The sequence below is a fragment of the Rhodovulum sp. 12E13 genome (assembly GCF_003340565.1).
In the GTDB taxonomy this organism is placed as follows: Bacteria; Pseudomonadota; Alphaproteobacteria; order Rhodobacterales; family Rhodobacteraceae; genus HLUCCA09.
Genome location: NZ_QPLK01000021.1, coordinates 15371 through 32375, shown reverse-complemented (window position 1 = coordinate 32375; position 17005 = coordinate 15371). Strand labels below are relative to the sequence as shown.

Below are 17005 nucleotides of genomic sequence, written 5' to 3'. Positions count from 1 at the left end.
CGGGCGCATGCTCCACATCCCGCTGATCAACCGGATCGTGATCTGGGGGCTCGTCGTCGCGGGCCTCGCGCTTGCGATGCCGAATCTCTTCTATCCGCGGGTGGAGCGTCACAACGACGCCGTCGCCGCCATCGAGGCGCAGGGCGCGACGCCCGAGCGCGAGGCGGATTCCGGCGCGTGGCCGTCCTTCCTGCCGTCTGGCCTCGTCAATCTCGGGCTCGACCTGCGCGGCGGGGCCTACCTGCTCGCCGAGGTGCAGGTCGAGGACGTGTTCGCCGAGCGCATGGAGGCGCTGTGGCCCGACGTGCGCGACGCGCTCCGCGAGGTACGTGGCGAGGTCGGCGCGATCCGCCGGATCGACGGCGCTCCGGACGTGCTGCGCGTGCGAATCGAGAACGAGGGCGCGATGGCCGTCGCGATGCAGACGGTGCGAGAGCTCGCCCGCCCCGTCGTGTCGCTGACCGGCGCGGGGCGCTCCGACATCGAGGTCGCGGGCGACGGCGACGAGCTGGTGATCCGCCTGAGCGAGGCCGAACGGCAGGCCACGGTCGACCGCACGATCCAGCAATCGCTCGAGATCATCCGCAACCGCGTCGACGAGTCGGGCACGCGAGAGCCCTCGATCCAGCGCCAGGGCGAGCGTCGCATCGTCATCCAGGTGCCGGGTATCGGCTCGGCCGACGAACTGAAGGAGCTGATCGGCACCACCGCGCAGCTCACCTTCCATCCGGTCCTGTCGCGCACCTCCGACGCCGATGCCGATGCCGGCCCGCGCGAGATCATCCTGCCCTCGATGGACGAGGAGGGCGTGTCCTACGTCCTCGAGGAGCGCCCCGTCGTCACCGGCGAGGAACTGACCGACAGCCAGCCCACCTTCGACCAGAACGGCAGCCCGGCAGTCAACTTCCGCTTCAATCCCTCGGGGGCGCGCAAGTTCGGCGACTACACGCTCGAGAACATCGGCTCGCCCTTCGCCATCGTGCTCGACGACGAGGTGATCTCGGCCCCCGTCATCCAGGATCACATCCCTGGCGGCTCGGGGATCATCACCGGCAACTTCACGGTGGAGGAATCGACCCGCCTCGCGGTGCTCCTGCGCGCGGGCGCCCTGCCGGCCGAGATGACCTTCCTGCAGGAGCGCACGATCGGGCCGGAGCTGGGGGCGGATTCGATCGAGGCGGGTCAGATCGCCACCATCGTCGCCTTCGCGGCGGTGCTGGTGTTCATGTTCCTCAGCTACGGGCTCTTCGGGCTGTTCGCCAACGTCGCGCTGATCATCAATATCGGCCTGATCTTCGGCCTGCTGTCGCTGATCGGGGCGACTCTGACGCTGCCCGGCATCGCCGGCATCGTGCTGACCGTCGGCATGGCGGTCGATGCCAACGTGCTGGTGTTCGAGCGCATCCGCGAGGAGCTGAAGACGGCCAGAGGCCCCGCGCGTGCCATCGAGCTGGGCTACGAGAAGGCGCTTTCGGCCATCCTCGACGCCAACATCACCACCTTCATCACCGCCGCGATCCTGTTCACCCTCGGCTCGGGCCCCGTGCGCGGCTTCGCCGTGACGCTGGGCCTCGGCATCCTCACCTCCGTCTTCACGGCGATCTTCGTGACGCGGCTACTGCTGGTGATGTGGTTCGAGCGCCGCCGGCCCAAGACGATCGAGGTCTGATCCATGCGCCTGAAGCTCGTGCCCCGCGAAACGACCTGGGATTTCTTTCGCATCCTCCGGCTGACCTTCGGCGCCTCGGCGGCGGCCGTGATTGGCTCGATCCTCCTGTTCCTCCTTGTCGGCCTGAACTTCGGCATCGACTTCCTTGGCGGCACCACGATCCGCACCGAGAGCCCCGCCGCGGTCGACGTCGGCGCCTACCGCGACGCGCTCACCCCGCTGGGTCTCGGCGATGTCACGATAACCGAGGTGTTCGACCCCACCTTCGGCCCGGATCAGAACGTGGCGCAGGTGCGCATACAGGCCCAGCCGGGGCAGGAGAGCGTCGCGCCCGAGACCATCGCCGCCATCGAAGAGGCGCTGCGCGGCGTCGACCCCGGGATCACGTTCGCCTCGGTCGAATCGGTGGGGCCGGAAGTGTCGGGCGAGCTGGTGCGCACCGCGATCCTCGCGGTCACGCTCGCCATCGCGGCAGTGCTCGTCTACATCTGGCTGCGCTTCGAATGGCAGTTCTCGCTCGGGGCGGTGGCGGCGCTCGTCCACGACGTGGTGCTGACCATCGGGATCTTCTCGCTGCTGCAGATCCGCTTCGACCTCGCCATCATCGCCGCGCTGCTGACCATCGTGGGCTACTCGCTCAACGACACGGTGGTCGTGTTCGACCGGGTGCGAGAGAACCTGCGCAAGTACAAGCAGAAGGACCTGCGCGACGTCCTCAACCTGTCGATCAACGAGACGCTGTCGCGCACGGTGATGACCTCGGTCACCACGCTGCTCGCGCTCGTCTCGCTCTACGTGCTGGGCGGCGACGTGATCCGCGGTTTCGTCTTCGCGATGATCTGGGGCGTGATCGTGGGCACCTATTCGTCGGTCTTCGTCGCCTCGGCGATCCTGCTGTGGCTGGGGGTGAAGCGCGACTGGTCGAAGCCCGACCAGGAGGCCGGCACCCAGTTCGGCGGCGCCCAGCCCTGAGGGCGTCTCCATGCCGGTCTCGGAAGCCGTGCTCGCACTGGCGGGCGGGGTGGCGCCGTTCGCCGCGCTCGCCTGCACCATCGCCGCGGCGGGCATCGTGCGCGGCTTCACCGGGTTCGGCACGGCGCTCGTCTTCATGCCCGTGGCGGGCGCGCTGATCGATCCGCCGCTCGCGGTGCTGACCCTCGTCGTCACGGGCATGGCCGTCTGGCCCGTCCTGCTGCCGCCCGCCTGGGGCAAGGCCGCGCGCGGCGAGGTGGCGGTGATGGGAGCGGCGGCGCTTTTCGGCGTGCCGATGGGCGTGGCCCTGCTGGCGGCGCTGCCGGTCGAGACGCTGCGCTGGGTCGTCGCGGTGGCCGCCGCACTGACGCTCGCCGCGCTGGTCTCGGGCTGGCGGTACACGCGCCGGGTGGGGCGCGGCGGCCTGGCCGCGGTGGGCGCGAGCGCGGGGCTGCTGGGGGGCGCGACGGGCCTCGGCGGGCCGCCGGCCATCCTGTTCTACCTCGCCGGTCCCTCGGGGGCGGAGCGGGTGCGCGCCAACACCATCCTCTTCCTCTGCGTTCTCGACATCTCGATCACCGTCGCGCTTCTGCTGCGCTTCTCCTTCGGCTGGGCAGAGCTGGCCTTCTGCGCGGTCCTCGCCGTGCCCTATGCGGCCACCACGCTGCTGGGCCAGCGCCTCTTCCGCCCCGAACGCGAGCGTGCCTACCGCGGCGCCGCCTACCTGCTGATCGCCGGCGCCATCCTGATGGGCCTGCCGCTTTGGTCGTGACCGCTGCACGGCGAGCCCGGCCCCCGCGGCCCCAGCCACCCACGCCTTGCGCGACCGATCCCACCCCGCCCCGCTTCTTTCTGTTGCAAATACGCATGGCACGCCGGCGCCGCCGGGCGCCCCCTCGGGCAGGAGCGCCCCGCGCCCGGACGAAGGGTTGAGCCGCCCTGCAGGGCGGTCTAGGTCTCGCGTTATGCGGATTACCGAGATGTCCTTTCCCGATGCGCGCCCCGTCGAGGGCTACGGCCCCGGTTTCTTCCGGATCGGCGGAGAGGTGGTCGAGGGGCCGCTGCTGGTCGGGCCGGCGGGCCGGTCCGACTGGGCCGGGCTGGGGGATCCGGAGCCGCTGAGGGCGCTGGCCGGCGCGATCGACGTGCTGTTCCTCGGCACCGGGGCCGAGATCGCCCATGCCCCCCGCGCCCTGGTGCGGGAGCTCGAGGCCGCCGGCATCGGGGTGGAGACGATGGCCTCGCCCACCGCCTGCCGCGCCTACAACGTCACCCTGTCGGAGGGCCGCCGCGTGGCGCTGGCCGCGCTGCCTGTGGCGGCCGTCCGCTAGCGGCGCGCCCGAGCGTGCAGCTCGAACTCGGCCGCCGCCTCGCGCCGCAGCCGCTCCCGCAGCGCCACGGGCAGAGCCGTGTCGCGCGGCGGAGAGACGTTCACCCGCTCCGTCCGCACCGCCAGCCCCGTGCGCGCCTCGAGAAAGGCATGCAGCGTCGCGGGCGCCTCGTAGGCGAAGAGGTGGTCGACGCCGAGGCTGCCGTCGGACCGCGCGCAGAAGCGGCTCTGGCGGCCCACGTTGGCGAAGGCGGGCGGCGGCTCGGCCAGCCAGCCCTCGACGAAATCGGCAAAGCCCAGCGCCCTGGTGCTCCGCTCGGTACCGTCGAGATCGGGGCGCGCGCGGTAGCGATACCAGCTGCCCAGCCAGTCGACCGGCTCGCGCACCACCGCGAGCGTCTCGAGGCGCGCCTTGTCCCGGGGCAGGAACAGCTTCTTCAGGCTCTTCTCGTACCAGGCCACGTTCATGTGCCGGTAGAAGGGCGGAAAGCGGATCGCCATGTCGGCGTGGGGGGCGAGCGCGGCCTCGAGCGCCTCCGAGCCGGTCTTGGGCACGGCGAGGATCACCAGCCGCGCCTTCCAGAACACCATCATCGCCCGCCCGACCCTTCCGCGCATCTCCCCATTCGCTAACGGCCCATTAACCAGAATCGGGTCATTCCGCGAGGTGTCGAAGATTTTTCTTGAATTGCCCGCGTCGCCCCTTCACGGTAGAACAAGAGGTGAACACGAGCAGTCGATGCCGGGCCGGGGGCGCCGTTGCCGCCCGCTCCGGCCTGTGAGACAAGGAGCCGAAAGATGGCCACGGGGACCCTTCTGGACATGGTGGACAAGAAGAGCGCGGACAAGCAGAAGGCGCTGGATTCGGCGCTCGCGCAGATCGAGCGGCAGTTCGGCAAGGGCTCGATCATGAAGCTCGGGGGCGACAACCCCGTGGCCGAGATCGAGGCGACCTCGACCGGCTCGCTCGGCCTCGACATCGCGCTCGGCATCGGTGGCCTGCCCAAGGGCCGGGTGATCGAGATCTACGGGCCGGAAAGCTCCGGCAAGACCACGCTGACGCTGCACGTCGTCGCCGAGGAGCAGAAGAAGGGCGGCGTCTGCGCCTTCGTCGACGCCGAACACGCGCTCGACCCGCAATATGCCCGCAAGCTGGGGGTGGATCTCGACGAGCTGCTGATCTCGCAGCCCGACACCGGCGAACAGGCGCTCGAGATCACCGACACGCTGGTGCGCTCTGGCGCGGTGTCGCTCGTGGTGGTCGACTCGGTGGCGGCGCTGACGCCCAAGTCGGAGCTCGAGGGCGACATGGGCGATTCGTCGGTGGGGGTGCATGCCCGCCTGATGAGCCAGGCGATGCGAAAGCTGACCGCCTCGATCTCGCGCTCGAACTGCATGGTGATCTTCATCAACCAGATCCGGATGAAGATTGGCGTGATGTTCGGCTCGCCGGAGACGACGACGGGCGGAAACGCGCTGAAATTCTACTCTTCCGTCCGGCTCGACATCCGCCGGATTGGCGCGATCAAGGACCGCGACGAGGTGGTGGGCAACGCCACCCGCGTCAAGGTGGTCAAGAACAAGGTCGCCCCGCCGTTCAAGCAGGTCGAGTTCGACATCATGTACGGCGCGGGTATCTCCAAGACCGGCGAGCTGATCGACCTCGGCGTGAAGGCGGGCGTGGTCGAGAAGTCGGGCGCGTGGTATTCCTATGCCGACGAGCGGATCGGTCAGGGACGCGAGAACGCCAAGACCTTCCTGAGGGAGCATCCGGACGTGGCGCTGTCGATCGAGGACAAGATCCGCGCCGCCCACGGGCTCGACTTCCACATGTCCGGGGACGGCGGCGACGACGATGTGGTCGAGGCCTGAGCCATAGGCGCGCTTCGGGCGCAAGCCCGGGCATGAGCGAGTCGCGTGCGCTCGCCTTGCGGGCGCCGCATCTTGCAGGTCGGAGGCGGCGCAGGCTCCGCACCTTTCAGGCCATGCGGGCGCTGGCACGGTAGAGCGCGTGGACGTCGGAGAGGGTGGGCGCGACCCCGCTCGGGGGCGGGGGCGCTGCCCCCGTCGCCCGGGCCGGGCGACTCCCCCGGAGTATTTGGGCCAAGATGATGGGCAGACGGCGTGCTGCGACGTGTCCGGAGGCGCTCGGTGTCGTGTGCCTCCCGGCCGCGGGGCGCCGAACGCGGACGGTCGGCGGGCATGGCGGTCGGCGGCCTGCGCCCCGTCGCCAAGGTCGCCGGGCGCGTCGGGCGTGGGAGAGACTGCGTGCCGGCCGGCCCGGGCCGGATCGCTCCTCCGGGGCGGCGGGGCGAGTCGGGCTGTGGACACCCGGCCGCGGCTTGACTATCTCACGCCGGTGCTTCGGTACGGCCCCGACCCAGCGAGAGACCTCACCGCCCCATGTCCAGCCAGTCCGCGCTTTCCCTCGCCGAGATCCGCTCGACCTTCCTCGACTATTTCGCGAGGCAGGGGCACGCGGTGGTGCCCTCTTCTCCGCTCGTTCCGAGGAACGACCCGACGCTGATGTTCGCCAATTCGGGCATGGTGCAGTTCAAGAACCTGTTCACCGGGCTCGAGACGCGCGACTACACCCGCGCCACGACCTCGCAGAAATGCGTGCGCGCCGGGGGCAAGCACAACGACCTCGACAATGTCGGCTATACCAACCGGCACCACACCTTCTTCGAGATGCTCGGCAACTTCTCGTTCGGCGACTACTTCAAGGAGCAGGCGATCCCCTTCGCGTGGGAGGTCGTCACGAAGGAGCTCGGCATCGACCCCTCCCGCCTGCTCGTCACCGTCTACCACACCGACGACGAGGCGGCGGGCCTGTGGAAGAAGGTCGCCGGCCTGCCCGACGAGCGCATCCTGCGCATCGCCACCGACGACAACTTCTGGATGATGGGCAATACCGGCCCCTGCGGGCCCTGCTCGGAGATCTTCTACGACCACGGCGATCACATCTGGGGCGGCCCGCCGGGCAGCCCCGAGGAGGACGGCGACCGCTTCGTCGAGATCTGGAACCTCGTCTTCATGCAATACGAGCAGTTCGAGGACGGCTCGCGCCGCGAGCTCGCCGCACAGTCGATCGACACCGGCATGGGGATCGAGCGTGTCGCGGCGCTCTTGCAGGGCACCAACGACAATTACGCCACCGACCTGATGCGCGCCCTGATCGAGGCGAGCGCGCACGAAAGCTCCACCGATCCCGACGGGCCGGGGCGCACCCATCACCGTGTCATCGCCGACCACCTGCGCTCGGTCAGCTTCCTGATCGCGGACGGCGTGCTGCCCTCGGGCGAGGGGCGGGGCTACGTGCTGCGGCGGATCATGCGGCGGGCGATGCGGCACGCGCACCTGCTCGGCACGAAGGATCCGCTGATGCACCGGCTGGTGCCCGAGCTGGTGCGCCAGATGGGGGCGCATTACCCCGAGCTGCACGAGGCGCGCGCGCTGATCGAGGCCACGCTCGAGACCGAGGAAGAGCGGTTTCGCCAGACGCTGGAGCGGGGCCTGCGCCTGCTCGACGACGAGTTGCAGCATCTGCCCGAGGGCACGGCGCTGCCCGGCGAGACGGCCTTCAGGCTCTACGACACCTACGGCTTCCCGCTCGACCTCACGCAGGACGCGCTGCGCGAGCGGGGCCGCAGTGTCGACCAGGCGGGCTTCGATGCGGCGATGGCCGAGCAGAAGCGCAAGGCGCGCGCCGCCTGGGCGGGCTCGGGCGAGGTGGCGGATGCCGGCGTGTGGTTCGACATCGCCGATGCGCACGGCACGACCGACTTTCTCGGCTACGACACCGAGGTGGCCGAGGGCCAGATCCTGGCGGTGGTGAAGGACGGCGCGCGGGTCGAGGCCGCGCAGGCGGGCGAAACCGTGCAGGTGGTGCTCAACCAGACGCCGTTCTACGCCGAGGCGGGCGGGCAGGTGGGCGACACCGGGGTGCTGACCACCGACGAGGGGCGCGCCCGGATCACCGACTGCCGGAAGGTGGCGGGCGTGCACATCCACTTCGCCGAGGTCGAGCAGGGGCGGATCGAGCCCGGCACGCCCGCGAAGCTCGAGGTCGACCATGCGCGGCGCGGCGCGATCCGGGCCAATCACTCGGCCACGCATCTATTGCACGAGGCGCTGCGGCAGCGGCTGGGCGAGCACGTCGCGCAGCGGGGGTCGCTCAATGCGCCCGACCGGCTGCGCTTCGACTTCAGCCACACCACCGCGCTCTCGCGCGACGACATCGAGGCGGTCGAGGCCGAGGTCAACGCCTTCATCCGGCAGAACGCGCCCGTGGTGACGCGGATCATGCCGACCGACGACGCCCGCGCGCTCGGCGCGCAGGCGCTGTTCGGCGAGAAATACGGCGACGAGGTGCGCGTGGTCTCGATGGGCCGGGCGCCGACGGGCAAGGGCGCCGACGGCGAGACGTGGTCGATCGAGCTGTGCGGCGGCACCCACGTGCGCCAGACCGGCGACATCGGGCTGTTCGTGACGGTGGGCGAGGGCGCCTCGTCGTCGGGCGTGCGCCGGGTCGAGGCGCTGACGGGCGAGGCTGCGCGCCGCTACCTGGCCGATCAGGCCGCGCGGGTGGCTGCCGTGGCGGGTGCCGTCAAGGCGCCGCGCGACGAGGTGGTGGACCGTGTCAAGGCGCTGGTCGACGAGCGAAAGAGCCTCGCGGCCGAGGTGGCCGAGCTGCGCCGGCAGCTCGCTCTGGCAGGCGGGGGGCAGGCGGCCGGCGATGCCGCGGGCCCCGACGCGCGCGACGTGGGCGGCACGCCGTTCCTCGCGCAGGTGCTCTCCGGCGTGACGGGCAAGGATCTGCCGGGCCTGATCGACGCCCACAAGCAGCGCATCGGGTCGGGCGCGATCCTGCTGATCGCCGACACGGGCGGAAAGGCCGCGGTTGCGGCCGGTGTGACCGACAACCTGACGGGGCGCCTTTCGGCCGTCGACATCGTGCAGGCGGCGGTGGCGCAGCTCGGCGGCAAGGGCGGCGGCGGCCGGCCCGACATGGCGCAGGGCGGCGGGAAGGATGCCGCCAACGCCGAGGCCGCCATCGCGGCGGCGGAACAGGTGCTGCAGAAGGTGGCTGCGGAATGAGCGAGACGAAACCGGCCTACTGGATCGCCCACGTCACCGTGACCGACGAGGCGGCCTATGCCCGCTACGCCGCGCTGGCGACCGAGGCCATCGCCGCCCATGGCGGCGAGTTCCTCGCCCGCGGCGGCCGCTTCGTGCAGCTCGAGGGCAGGGAGCGGCCGCGCAACGTGGTCGCGCGCTTCCCCTCGCTAGAGGCGGCCGAGGCCTGCTATCGCTCCGACACCTACCAGGAGGCGCTGAGCCACGCGCGCGGCGCCTCCGAGCGGGAGCTGATGATCGTCGAGGGCGCCTAGGGCAGGAAATCGGGCAGCTGCAGCGTCGTCTCTCCCCGGACAATGCCCTGCACGAAGGCGCAGCCGTCGTCGAGCCCGTCGAAATGCGCCCACGCGGTGAAGGCGAAGATATCGGGCTTCATCCACAGCAGGATGTCGTTCAGCCGCTCCTGCGGCACCTCTTGCGGCCGCTCGCGCCACGACAGCAGAGTGTCCCGTGCGCTCTCGGGGAGGCTGAGAAACTGCATGGCGTAGGCGACATATTCCTTGTCGGAGTCGCATCTGGGGTGGGCGCACTCGGCCTGGTCCATCAGGGCGTGGGCCAGTTCGTGCACGACGAGGCTGTCGTAATAGACCTGCGGGTCGAGCGTTGCGAACACGCTGTCGCCGGGCATGACCTCGGGCACGGCCGACGGCGGGACGAGCGCGATCGTGTCGGTGCCGCACTGGTAGAACCCGACGCACGTGTCGGACGGGCCGTCGATCCCGGGCACGATCTCTATGCGCACGGCGCGGCTCTGCGTCAGGCCGCAGGTGGCGAGCTGCGCCTTCGCGGTCATCGCCGCGGTGCAGACACGCTCGACGATGGCGGCGTCGGGCGCGTCGACCGCCAGCATCGGGTCGCCGCAGGCGGTGGCGTCTGCCAGGGCGCCCACGGCTGCAGATATTGCCAAGGCCGCGACACTGGCCAGGGCGGTCGGTCTTGCGGGCATGTCTGTCTCCTGTCGGGCGGTTCATCATCGGCGCATCGGCAGGTCGCCTCATTGATGCCGGTCAACGAAGAAGTCCCGTCGCGGCGATGCTGACGCTGGCCGAGTTGACCGCGCGCCACGCGCAGGCGGGCCGGATCGAGGCGGTCCTGCTGCGGCCCGCGCGACTGGCCCCGCCCGAGCCGGTCGCAGAGGCCGAGCTGGGGCAGGCGGGGCTCGATGGCGACCACGCGCGCGAGGGCAAGCGCGCGCTGACGCTCATCCAGGCCGAGCATCTGCCGGTGATCGCGGCGTTCGCGGGGCTGGAGCGGGTCGAGCCCGAAACGCTCCGGCGCAACCTCGTCGTGTCGGGGCTGAACCTTGCCGCGCTGCGCGGGCGCCGGCTGCGCCTTGGCGCGGCGGAGATCGAGATCACCGGCCCCTGCGCGCCGTGTTCGCGGATGGAGGCGGCGCTCGGCCACGGCGGCTATACCGCGATGCGCGGCCATGGCGGCTGGTGCGCCCGCGTGCTCGTGCCGGGCCGGATCGCGGTGGGCGACGGCGTGGCGCCCGGCTGAGGGCGCCCCGCCGGTCAGGGCCGCTGGCGGTCGAGCACGATATCGCCGCGGCCGATGGCGGCAAGGTAGGCGCACGGATCCCCCCGGGCGTCGAGATGGCGAACGGCCGATGCGGCGAAGCGGGCGGGGTCGAGCTTGAGCAGAACGAGCGACAGATCGGCCCTGTTGGCCGCGGCGACGCCGGCCGCCGCGAGGAACGCCGCCCGGTCGGCCTCGGGCAGGGCGGCGATCTGGGCAGTATAGGCCACGTATTCGCCCGTCACCTCGCAGGTGCCGAAGGGGCAGGGGACGGCATCATGCGCGGCATGCGCGATCTCGTGGGCGATCAGGCTGTCGAAATAGGCGGGCGCGGGGATCGTGGCGAAGGCGGTGTCGGAACGGCGCGCCGTCTCGAGTGCGCCCGGCGCCAGCACGTCGATCCGCCGGGCGCCGCAATGGTAGAGGCCGGTGCAGGCCTCGGGCAGCGCCGCGACGACGCGGATCTCGACCGGCCCGGACAGGGGCAGGCCGCAGCGCGACAGACGCTCGGCGGTTTCGCTGGCCACGCGGCAGATCCGGGGCGCGAGGGCCGGGTCGGCCTCGACCGTGATGCCGGTGCCGGGGCAGGGGCGTGGCTCGGCCCCGGCAGCGGCAGCGGCAGCGGCCCAGAGGGCGAGTGCGGCCGCCGCCCCTCTCATCCGGCGGCGCGGGCCTGCCGCTTGCGCTCGTGCGGGTCGAGGAACCGCTTGCGCAGGCGGATCGCCTTGGGCGTCACCTCGACCAATTCGTCGTCGTCGATATAGGCGATGGCTTCCTCCAGGCTGAGGCGGACAGGCGGCGTGAGCGTCACGGCGTCGTCCTTGCCCGCAGCGCGCACGTTGGTCAGCTTCTTGCCCTTGAGCGGGTTCACCTCGAGGTCGTTCTCGCGCGAATGCTCGCCGATGATCATGCCCTCGTAGACGTCTTCCTGCGCCCCGATGAACAGCTTGCCCCGCCCCTCGAGGTTCCACAGCGCGTAGGCGACCGACTGACCGTTCTCCATCGAGATCAGCACGCCCGCCCGCCGGCCGGGGATGGCCCCCTTCCACGGCACCCAGCCGTGGAAGACGCGGTTGAGCACGCCCGTTCCGCGGGTGTCGGTCAGGAACTCGCCGTGATAGCCGATCAGCCCGCGCGAGGGGACATGGGCGACGATGCGCGTCTTGCCCCCCTGCTGGCGCATCTCGGCCATCTCGCCCTTGCGCGGGCCGGTGAGCTTCTCGATCACGGCGCCGGCATGCTCGTCGTCGACGTCGATGGTGACTTCCTCGACCGGCTCCATCCGCCGGCCGTCTTCCTCGCGGGTCAGCACGCGGGGGCGCGAGATCGACAGCTCGAAGCCCTCGCGCCGCATGTTCTCGATCAGCACCCCCATCTGCAGCTCGCCCCGGCCGGCCACGTCGAACGCCTCGCCGCCGGGCGTGTCGGTGACGCGGATGGCGACATTCGTCTCGGCCTCGCGCATCAGCCGCTCGCGGATGACGCGGCTCTGCACCTTCTTGCCGTCGCGTCCGGCGAGCGGGCTGTCGTTGATGCCGAAGGTGACCGAGATCGTCGGCGGGTCGATCGGCTGGGCCGGCAGCGGATCGTCCACGGCGAGCGCGCAGATGGTGTCGGCCACGGTCGCCTTCTGCATGCCGGCCAGCGTGACGATGTCGCCCGCCACCCCTTCGTCGATCTCGTCCAGTCCGAGGCCGCGGAACGCCTGCACCTTGGCCACGCGGAACTGCTCGATCTTCTGGCCGACACGGGAGAGCGCCTGCACGGTCTGGCCAGTGCGCACGCGCCCCGATTCGATGCGCCCCGTCAGCAGGCGGCCGAGGAAGGGATCGGCCGCGAGCGTGGTGGCGAGCATGCGGAAATCCTCGTCGGCCCGCGCCTGCTGCTTGGGGCGGGGCACGTGGTTGACGATCAGGCGGAACAGCGCGTCGAGATCCTTGCGCGGCCCTGTCAGCTCGGCATCGGCCCAGCCGGAGCGGCCCGAGGCGTAGAGGTGGGGGAAATCGAGCTGGTCCTCGTCGGCGTCGAGGCCGGCGAAGAGATCGAACACCTCGTCGAGCGCGCGGTCGGGCTCGGCGTCCGGCTTGTCGACCTTGTTGAGCACCACGATGGGGCGCAGGCCGAGGGCGAGCGCCTTGGAGGTGACGAACTTGGTCTGCGGCATCGGCCCCTCGGCGGCATCGACCAGCAGCACCACGCCGTCGACCATCGACAGGATGCGCTCGACCTCGCCGCCGAAATCGGCGTGGCCGGGCGTGTCGACGATGTTGATCCGGGTGCCGTGCCATTCGACGCTGGTCGCCTTGGCGAGGATGGTGATGCCGCGCTCGCGCTCCAGCGCGTTGCTGTCCATCGCGCGCTCGGCGACCGCCTGGTTCTCTCGGAAGGCGCCCGACTGCTTGAGCAGCTCGTCGACGAGGGTGGTCTTGCCGTGGTCGACATGGGCGATGATGGCGATGTTGCGCAGGTCCATGGGATCGTCCTGAAAGGGGATGGCCGCGCGTTACCGTGCAGCCGCGGCGAAAGCCAGCAGGAAAGCGCCGCGCGCCCTCTGGGCGGGGGTCCCGCGGCGTCCTCCCGGTCGCCCCCGTCGCGCTGCCCGCGCCCAGCCTCGCGCCCATCGCGGCGGCCCCTGCTTCTTTCCGCCCCGACTACGCAGATCCCGACGCGGCCGCGAGAGCCGGCGCCGGGGCGGCGCGACGGGGCACGGCCTGCGCGGTTGCCCTGCGGGGCCGGGCGGGCGATGGTGGCGGCATGGAGAAGATCGTCATTCTCACCGGCGCGGGTGTCTCGGCCGAGAGCGGGCTCGGCACGTTCCGCGACGCGGGCGGGCTCTGGGCGCGCTACGACCTCGAGGACGTGGCGACCCCGCAGGGGTATGCAAGCGACCCCGCCCTCGTGCATGCCTTCTACAACGCCCGCCGGGCCGACTGCCTGTCGGCAGAGCCCAACGCCGCCCACCGCGCCCTCGCCCGGCTCGGGGCGGAGTGGCCGGGCGAGGTGGTGCTGGTCACGCAGAACATCGACGACCTGCACGAGCGCGCCGGCCAGCCCCGCGTCATCCACATGCACGGCGAGCTCATGCGGGCGCTCTGCGCCGCCTGCGACCACCGGTGGGCCGCGCCTCCCGAGATGTCGCCCGCCACGGCCTGCCCCGCCTGCGGGGGCGCGGCGGCGCGGCCCGACGTGGTGTGGTTCGGCGAGATCCCCTACCGGATGGACGAGATCGCGGCCCATCTCGAGCGCGCCGACCTGTTCGTGGCCATCGGCACCTCGGGCACGGTCTACCCGGCCGCCGGCTTCGTGCAGGAGGCGGCGGAGGCGGGCGCGCGCACGCTCGAGCTCACGCTCGACCGCTCGGAGGTGGCGAGCCTCTTCGACGAGAGCCGCCTCGGCCCGGCCTCTGCGCTGGTGCCCGCCTGGGTGGCGGAAATCCTGAGCACGGCAGGCGTCAGCCGAAGGTGACGGCGCGGCGCCGGTCGCGCACCGCGCGCACGAGGCTCATCGCCGTCAGCGCCGAGGAGCGGGGGGTGTCCGGCAGGCCACGCCCCTCGATCCGGAAGGTCAGGCGGCCGAAGGCGCCCTCGGCCTCGATCTCGTGCAGGTTCGCCCCGATCGTGGGGTCGGCCACGAGCCGCGCCTCGGTCGCGTCGAAGCCGAGGCCGGCGAGGGCGACGGCGGCGGCGACGTTGGCGTTCTTGGGGTAGGCCAGCGCGCAGGCCCGCGCGGTGCCCTCGAAATGCGTGGCGGGGGCCGCAAGCACGGCGAGGTCGAGAATGTCCTGCGCGGGCGAGCCGGCCCAGCCGGTGGGCGGTTTTCGGCCCGTATAGACGACGCGCGTCAGACCTCCTTCGCGCGCCGCCGACAGCGCGTCGAGCGCGCCGATGGTGCCGGTGGCCAGGTGCAGGCGCGCGCCCGCCCGCTCGGCCGCCGCGGCCAGTTCGGTCATGAGCGAGTCGTCGGCGAGCGCCCCGAGCGACACGGCGATCAGGTCGAGGCCGCGGTCGAGCACCGCCGCGCCGTGCGCCCTGAGGCCGGCATGCCCCCCTGCCTCGACCACGCAGTCGAGCCCTTCAGGCAGTGTCGCTGCCTCGGTCACGGCGGGGGCGCCCATCGCGGCTTCGGCGGCGGTCTCGCGGCCGGGCCGGCAGATCACGGCGGCAGGCCGGCCGGTGACGGCGACGAGGGCGCGCGCCACGGGGCCGTGCCCGATGACGGCGATGTCACTCTCGCGCCCGGTCACGGTGCGCGGCCGGTCGTGGCGATCCCGCCCGCCCTTGGCGGAAGGCCCGCGTGGCCCAGGTCGTGCGCGCCACAGCCGGCGCGTGCGCGCGCGCCGCAGATGGGCGTGCCTGGCGTCACGCCCGGTCTTCGCGGCGCGAACGGCGGGCCACGAGCGCGCGCACCGCACGGCGGCCGAGTTCGGCCATGACCAGGCCGGCGAGCGCGAGCACGATCCAGTGGCTCCACTCGGTCAGCCAGTGGGCGGCGCCCTGCGCGGCGGCGGCATCGTGGCCCGGATGGCCGAGGGCGGCCCCGGCGGTGGCGAGCAGGGCGACGGGGGGGGCGAACTTGAGCATGGCAGTCTCCTTTCGGCGGCTCCCGATCCGGGTCGGATCGTCGCCGCCAACAGACATGACGGACATGGAACAGGCAAGACGCGGCTCGGCAAGGCAGCCGGTGCGCCAGTTCTGTTCTGGCCTGTTCCCCGGCGGACCTGCGCGTGCCGCTCGCGCAGTGTGCAGGCGCGCGGGAAGGATGCCGAGAAATTCGGCAGGAGGTGGAGGATGGCAGTCACCAGAGCGCCCTGCGGCGTCTTTGCCGGGCGCGCGCCCGGCCGGGGAGGGCGCTACTCCGCGGCGATGCCAAGGCCGGTGACGGCCTTGCACAGCCGCTCGGCCGCCACTGCGCCCAGATGGGTGAGATGGCCGCGCGCAACCGTCATCTCGACCGACCGCGTCTCGCGGTCGATCGCCACGAAATCGGCTCGCTTGCCGGGCTCCAGCGTGCCGCGGTCGGCGAGCCCCATGATCTCGGCCGGGCGGGACGAGACGAAGGCCCAGGCCGACGCGAGGTCGCGCACGCCCCGGTCGGCCAGCGCGAAGGCCGCCGCGGCCGGGGCCGTCACGTCGTCGGTGGAGGTGAGGGCATCGCAGAGTCCCTGCGCGACGAAGCCCGCCGCCGGGCCCGGACGCGGCTGGCGCAGGAGGTCGGGCGCGGCGAGCACCACGGGCTCGTGCATCGCCTTGGCGGCGGCGGCCGCCGCGCGCGAGGCCGGCGCATCGGCGAAGCCCGCCCCGATCATCGAGAAGCGCTCGCGCGTCTCGCCGTCGGCGTCGCCCTGGCTGCCATAGGTCACGCCCATCGTGTCGAACGCCTCGGCCAGCCGGCAGAGATGGCGCGGCACCTCCGCCTTCCGCGCGAGCGCGGCCTCGGCGCGGCGGCGGAGGTCGGCCGGCGCGGCGGCATCCCCGGCGACGGCACGCGCGCGGTCGGAGAACACGACGAGATCGACGCCGTGGCGCCGCACCGCGCCGAGCAGCCGGTCGGCATCGTCGGTCTGGTGGGTCTCGGCGCGCAGGCGCAGGCGCAGGTCGCCGGGCGCCTGGCTGCGCCACGCGGCATGGGCGGCGAGCATCCGCTCGGCATGGGCGGGGCCGTGGGCGCCGCCCTCCCACGACCAGCCCTGGGTGAGCCAGCCGGTGGTGATCCCGGCTGCCGCTGCCGCCCGGCCTGCGCGCGCCAGGGCGTGCCGGGTGAGCGCGGGCGCATCTGCGGCCGCCTCCAGCGCGTCGCAGCGCAGGTCGACGATACCGGGCAACAGCACGAACCCGGACAGGTCGACCTCGGGCAGCGGGCCGCGCACGATCCGCCCCGCCTCGACAGCGAGCGAGCGGCGCTGTAGCGCGCCCGCGCGCAGGGTCTCGCCGCCGGTGAACCGCAGCGGCGGCAGCGGCACGGGGCGCGCAATGGCGCCGGACCGGAGCGCGGAGACGAGGGACATCGAGATGGACCGCCAGACTGCTCTAAACGTGATCGGGTCTGTGGATAACTAGCGGCGGTCTGTATCGCCCGTATGACATCGCGCCTTGAATCCCGGGCGATGACGCGGCGCGCCTGGCATGCGCGAGAGATGCCCGCTCGAGCGGCATTTGCCCTTTCGGCGGGCGGCAGCCCCCTCAGCCGCGGCGAGAGGTGTCGATCAGCCATCCGCCCGGCCCGGCGATCCGGTCGGGCAGCAGTGCCACGGCGGCGTCGCGGGCCAGGGCGATGGCGAGCCCGGCAAGGACCAGCTCTCCCAGGGTGATCCCGGCGATCATCTCTGCGATCGGCTGCATCCTGCGCCTCCGCCTTCCCGTCGTCCCGCGCAGAAACAA

17 protein-coding genes are annotated in these 17005 nt (G+C 72.0%); 9 read left to right on the top strand and 8 right to left on the bottom strand.

Going from position 1 to position 17005, the window contains the following annotated elements; translation table 11 throughout:
* The first annotated feature begins 7 nt into the window (after positions 1-7).
* From secD to DLJ49_RS16275, 4 genes are all read left to right on the top strand, one after another.
* Entirely contained in the window at positions 8-1669 is a 1662-nt protein-coding gene (gene secD / locus DLJ49_RS22510) for a protein translocase subunit SecD (RefSeq protein WP_233489122.1), read from the top strand.
* A 3-nt stretch (positions 1670-1672) separates the two neighbouring features.
* Entirely contained in the window at positions 1673-2641 is a 969-nt protein-coding gene (gene secF, locus DLJ49_RS22505) for a protein translocase subunit SecF (RefSeq protein WP_233489121.1), read from the top strand.
* 10 nt (positions 2642-2651) lie between these two features.
* Complete coding sequence (locus DLJ49_RS16280) at positions 2652-3413, top strand: TSUP family transporter (protein ID WP_115394616.1); 762 nt, start codon at positions 2652-2654, stop codon at positions 3411-3413.
* A 193-nt stretch (positions 3414-3606) separates the two neighbouring features.
* The gene (locus DLJ49_RS16275; protein WP_115394615.1) at positions 3607-3972 is read left to right on the top strand and encodes an Mth938-like domain-containing protein; all 366 of its coding nucleotides are present in this window, start codon (positions 3607-3609) and stop codon (positions 3970-3972) included.
* Here the strand turns inward: DLJ49_RS16275 and DLJ49_RS16270 are convergent.
* A complete protein-coding gene (locus DLJ49_RS16270; protein WP_233489120.1) occupies positions 3969-4589 on the bottom strand; it encodes a gamma-glutamyl kinase in 621 nt (206 codons plus the stop codon). The two genes, DLJ49_RS16275 and DLJ49_RS16270, sit on opposite strands and share 4 nt — an antisense overlap.
* Positions 4590-4769: 180 nt before the next feature.
* Here DLJ49_RS16270 and recA point away from each other — a divergent pair, with 180 nt between their 5' ends.
* The 3 genes from recA to DLJ49_RS16255 all read left to right on the top strand — a co-directional run bounded on the left by recA (position 4770) and on the right by DLJ49_RS16255 (position 9364).
* Complete coding sequence (gene recA, locus DLJ49_RS16265) at positions 4770-5843, top strand: recombinase RecA (protein ID WP_115394613.1); 1074 nt, start codon at positions 4770-4772, stop codon at positions 5841-5843.
* Between the two features lie 531 nt (positions 5844-6374).
* Positions 6375-9071, top strand: coding sequence for an alanine--tRNA ligase (gene alaS, locus DLJ49_RS16260; protein WP_115394612.1), 2697 nt, complete (start codon positions 6375-6377; stop codon positions 9069-9071).
* Positions 9068-9364 carry a DUF1330 domain-containing protein gene (locus DLJ49_RS16255; RefSeq protein ID WP_115394611.1) on the top strand — a complete coding sequence of 99 codons (297 nt, stop codon included), beginning with the start codon at positions 9068-9070 and terminating at the stop codon, positions 9362-9364. The genes alaS and DLJ49_RS16255 overlap by 4 nt, the downstream gene beginning before the upstream one ends.
* On the opposite strand, the gene DLJ49_RS16250 is transcribed toward DLJ49_RS16255, so the two are convergent.
* The gene (locus DLJ49_RS16250) at positions 9361-9999 is read right to left on the bottom strand and encodes a DUF6639 family protein (RefSeq protein ID WP_115394610.1); all 639 of its coding nucleotides are present in this window, start codon (positions 9997-9999) and stop codon (positions 9361-9363) included. The genes DLJ49_RS16255 and DLJ49_RS16250 overlap by 4 nt on opposite strands.
* Before the next feature lie 143 nt (positions 10000-10142).
* Between DLJ49_RS16250 and DLJ49_RS16245 the strand changes: the two genes are divergently transcribed.
* Complete coding sequence (locus DLJ49_RS16245; protein ID WP_115394609.1) at positions 10143-10610, top strand: MOSC domain-containing protein; 468 nt, start codon at positions 10143-10145, stop codon at positions 10608-10610.
* 14 nt (positions 10611-10624) lie between these two features.
* Here DLJ49_RS16245 and DLJ49_RS16240 read toward each other — a convergent pair whose 3' ends face one another.
* Both DLJ49_RS16240 and typA read right to left on the bottom strand, forming a co-directional pair.
* Positions 10625-11287: a DUF6639 family protein gene (locus DLJ49_RS16240; RefSeq protein ID WP_115394608.1), complete on the bottom strand. Its 663-nt coding sequence runs from the start codon at positions 11285-11287 to the stop codon at positions 10625-10627.
* Positions 11284-13101 (bottom strand): translational GTPase TypA, encoded by a 1818-nt coding sequence (gene typA / locus DLJ49_RS16235; protein WP_115394607.1) that lies wholly within the window; start codon positions 13099-13101, stop codon positions 11284-11286. Before typA ends, DLJ49_RS16240 begins: the two co-directional genes overlap by 4 nt.
* Positions 13102-13382: 281 nt before the next feature.
* On the opposite strand from typA, the gene DLJ49_RS16230 reads away from it, so the two are divergent.
* Complete coding sequence (locus DLJ49_RS16230; RefSeq protein ID WP_115394606.1) at positions 13383-14093, top strand: NAD-dependent deacylase; 711 nt, start codon at positions 13383-13385, stop codon at positions 14091-14093.
* Here DLJ49_RS16230 and DLJ49_RS16225 read toward each other — a convergent pair.
* The 4 genes from DLJ49_RS16225 to DLJ49_RS21830 form a co-directional block, all read right to left on the bottom strand.
* Positions 14080-14871, bottom strand: a complete 792-nt coding sequence (locus DLJ49_RS16225) for an aspartate dehydrogenase (protein WP_233489118.1) — start codon at positions 14869-14871, stop codon at positions 14080-14082. The two genes, DLJ49_RS16230 and DLJ49_RS16225, sit on opposite strands and share 14 nt — an antisense overlap.
* A gap of 115 nt (positions 14872-14986) precedes the next feature.
* Complete coding sequence (locus DLJ49_RS16220) at positions 14987-15208, bottom strand: hypothetical protein (RefSeq protein ID WP_115394605.1); 222 nt, start codon at positions 15206-15208, stop codon at positions 14987-14989.
* Positions 15209-15477: 269 nt separating this feature from the next.
* Positions 15478-16632 (bottom strand): amidohydrolase family protein, encoded by a 1155-nt coding sequence (locus DLJ49_RS16215; protein WP_115394604.1) that lies wholly within the window; start codon positions 16630-16632, stop codon positions 15478-15480.
* Between the two features lie 175 nt (positions 16633-16807).
* Positions 16808-16966, bottom strand: coding sequence for a hypothetical protein (locus DLJ49_RS21830; RefSeq protein WP_158547488.1), 159 nt, complete (start codon positions 16964-16966; stop codon positions 16808-16810).
* Between the last annotated feature and the right edge of the window lie 39 nt (positions 16967-17005).

What these genes read in the sequence shown, in the direction of transcription:
- DLJ49_RS21830 (WP_158547488.1), bottom strand. Translation starts at nt 16,966, where the DNA reads ATGCAGCCGATCGCAGAGATGATCGCCGGGATCACCCTGGGAGAGCTG.
- DLJ49_RS16220 (WP_115394605.1), bottom strand. Translation starts at nt 15,208, where the DNA reads ATGCTCAAGTTCGCCCCCCCCGTCGCCCTGCTCGCCACCGCCGGGGCC.
- DLJ49_RS16270 (WP_233489120.1), bottom strand. Translation starts at nt 4,589, where the DNA reads ATGCGCGGAAGGGTCGGGCGGGCGATGATGGTGTTCTGGAAGGCGCGG.
- DLJ49_RS16245 (WP_115394609.1), top strand. Translation starts at nt 10,143, where the DNA reads ATGCTGACGCTGGCCGAGTTGACCGCGCGCCACGCGCAGGCGGGCCGG.
- DLJ49_RS16230 (WP_115394606.1), top strand. Translation starts at nt 13,383, where the DNA reads ATGGAGAAGATCGTCATTCTCACCGGCGCGGGTGTCTCGGCCGAGAGC.
- DLJ49_RS16255 (WP_115394611.1), top strand. Translation starts at nt 9,068, where the DNA reads ATGAGCGAGACGAAACCGGCCTACTGGATCGCCCACGTCACCGTGACC.
- recA (WP_115394613.1), top strand. Translation starts at nt 4,770, where the DNA reads ATGGCCACGGGGACCCTTCTGGACATGGTGGACAAGAAGAGCGCGGAC.
- DLJ49_RS16275 (WP_115394615.1), top strand. Translation starts at nt 3,607, where the DNA reads ATGCGGATTACCGAGATGTCCTTTCCCGATGCGCGCCCCGTCGAGGGC.
- typA (WP_115394607.1), bottom strand. Translation starts at nt 13,101, where the DNA reads ATGGACCTGCGCAACATCGCCATCATCGCCCATGTCGACCACGGCAAG.
- DLJ49_RS16240 (WP_115394608.1), bottom strand. Translation starts at nt 11,287, where the DNA reads ATGAGAGGGGCGGCGGCCGCACTCGCCCTCTGGGCCGCTGCCGCTGCC.
- secF (WP_233489121.1), top strand. Translation starts at nt 1,673, where the DNA reads ATGCGCCTGAAGCTCGTGCCCCGCGAAACGACCTGGGATTTCTTTCGC.
- DLJ49_RS16215 (WP_115394604.1), bottom strand. Translation starts at nt 16,632, where the DNA reads ATGTCCCTCGTCTCCGCGCTCCGGTCCGGCGCCATTGCGCGCCCCGTG.
- DLJ49_RS16280 (WP_115394616.1), top strand. Translation starts at nt 2,652, where the DNA reads ATGCCGGTCTCGGAAGCCGTGCTCGCACTGGCGGGCGGGGTGGCGCCG.
- secD (WP_233489122.1), top strand. Translation starts at nt 8, where the DNA reads ATGCTCCACATCCCGCTGATCAACCGGATCGTGATCTGGGGGCTCGTC.
- alaS (WP_115394612.1), top strand. Translation starts at nt 6,375, where the DNA reads ATGTCCAGCCAGTCCGCGCTTTCCCTCGCCGAGATCCGCTCGACCTTC.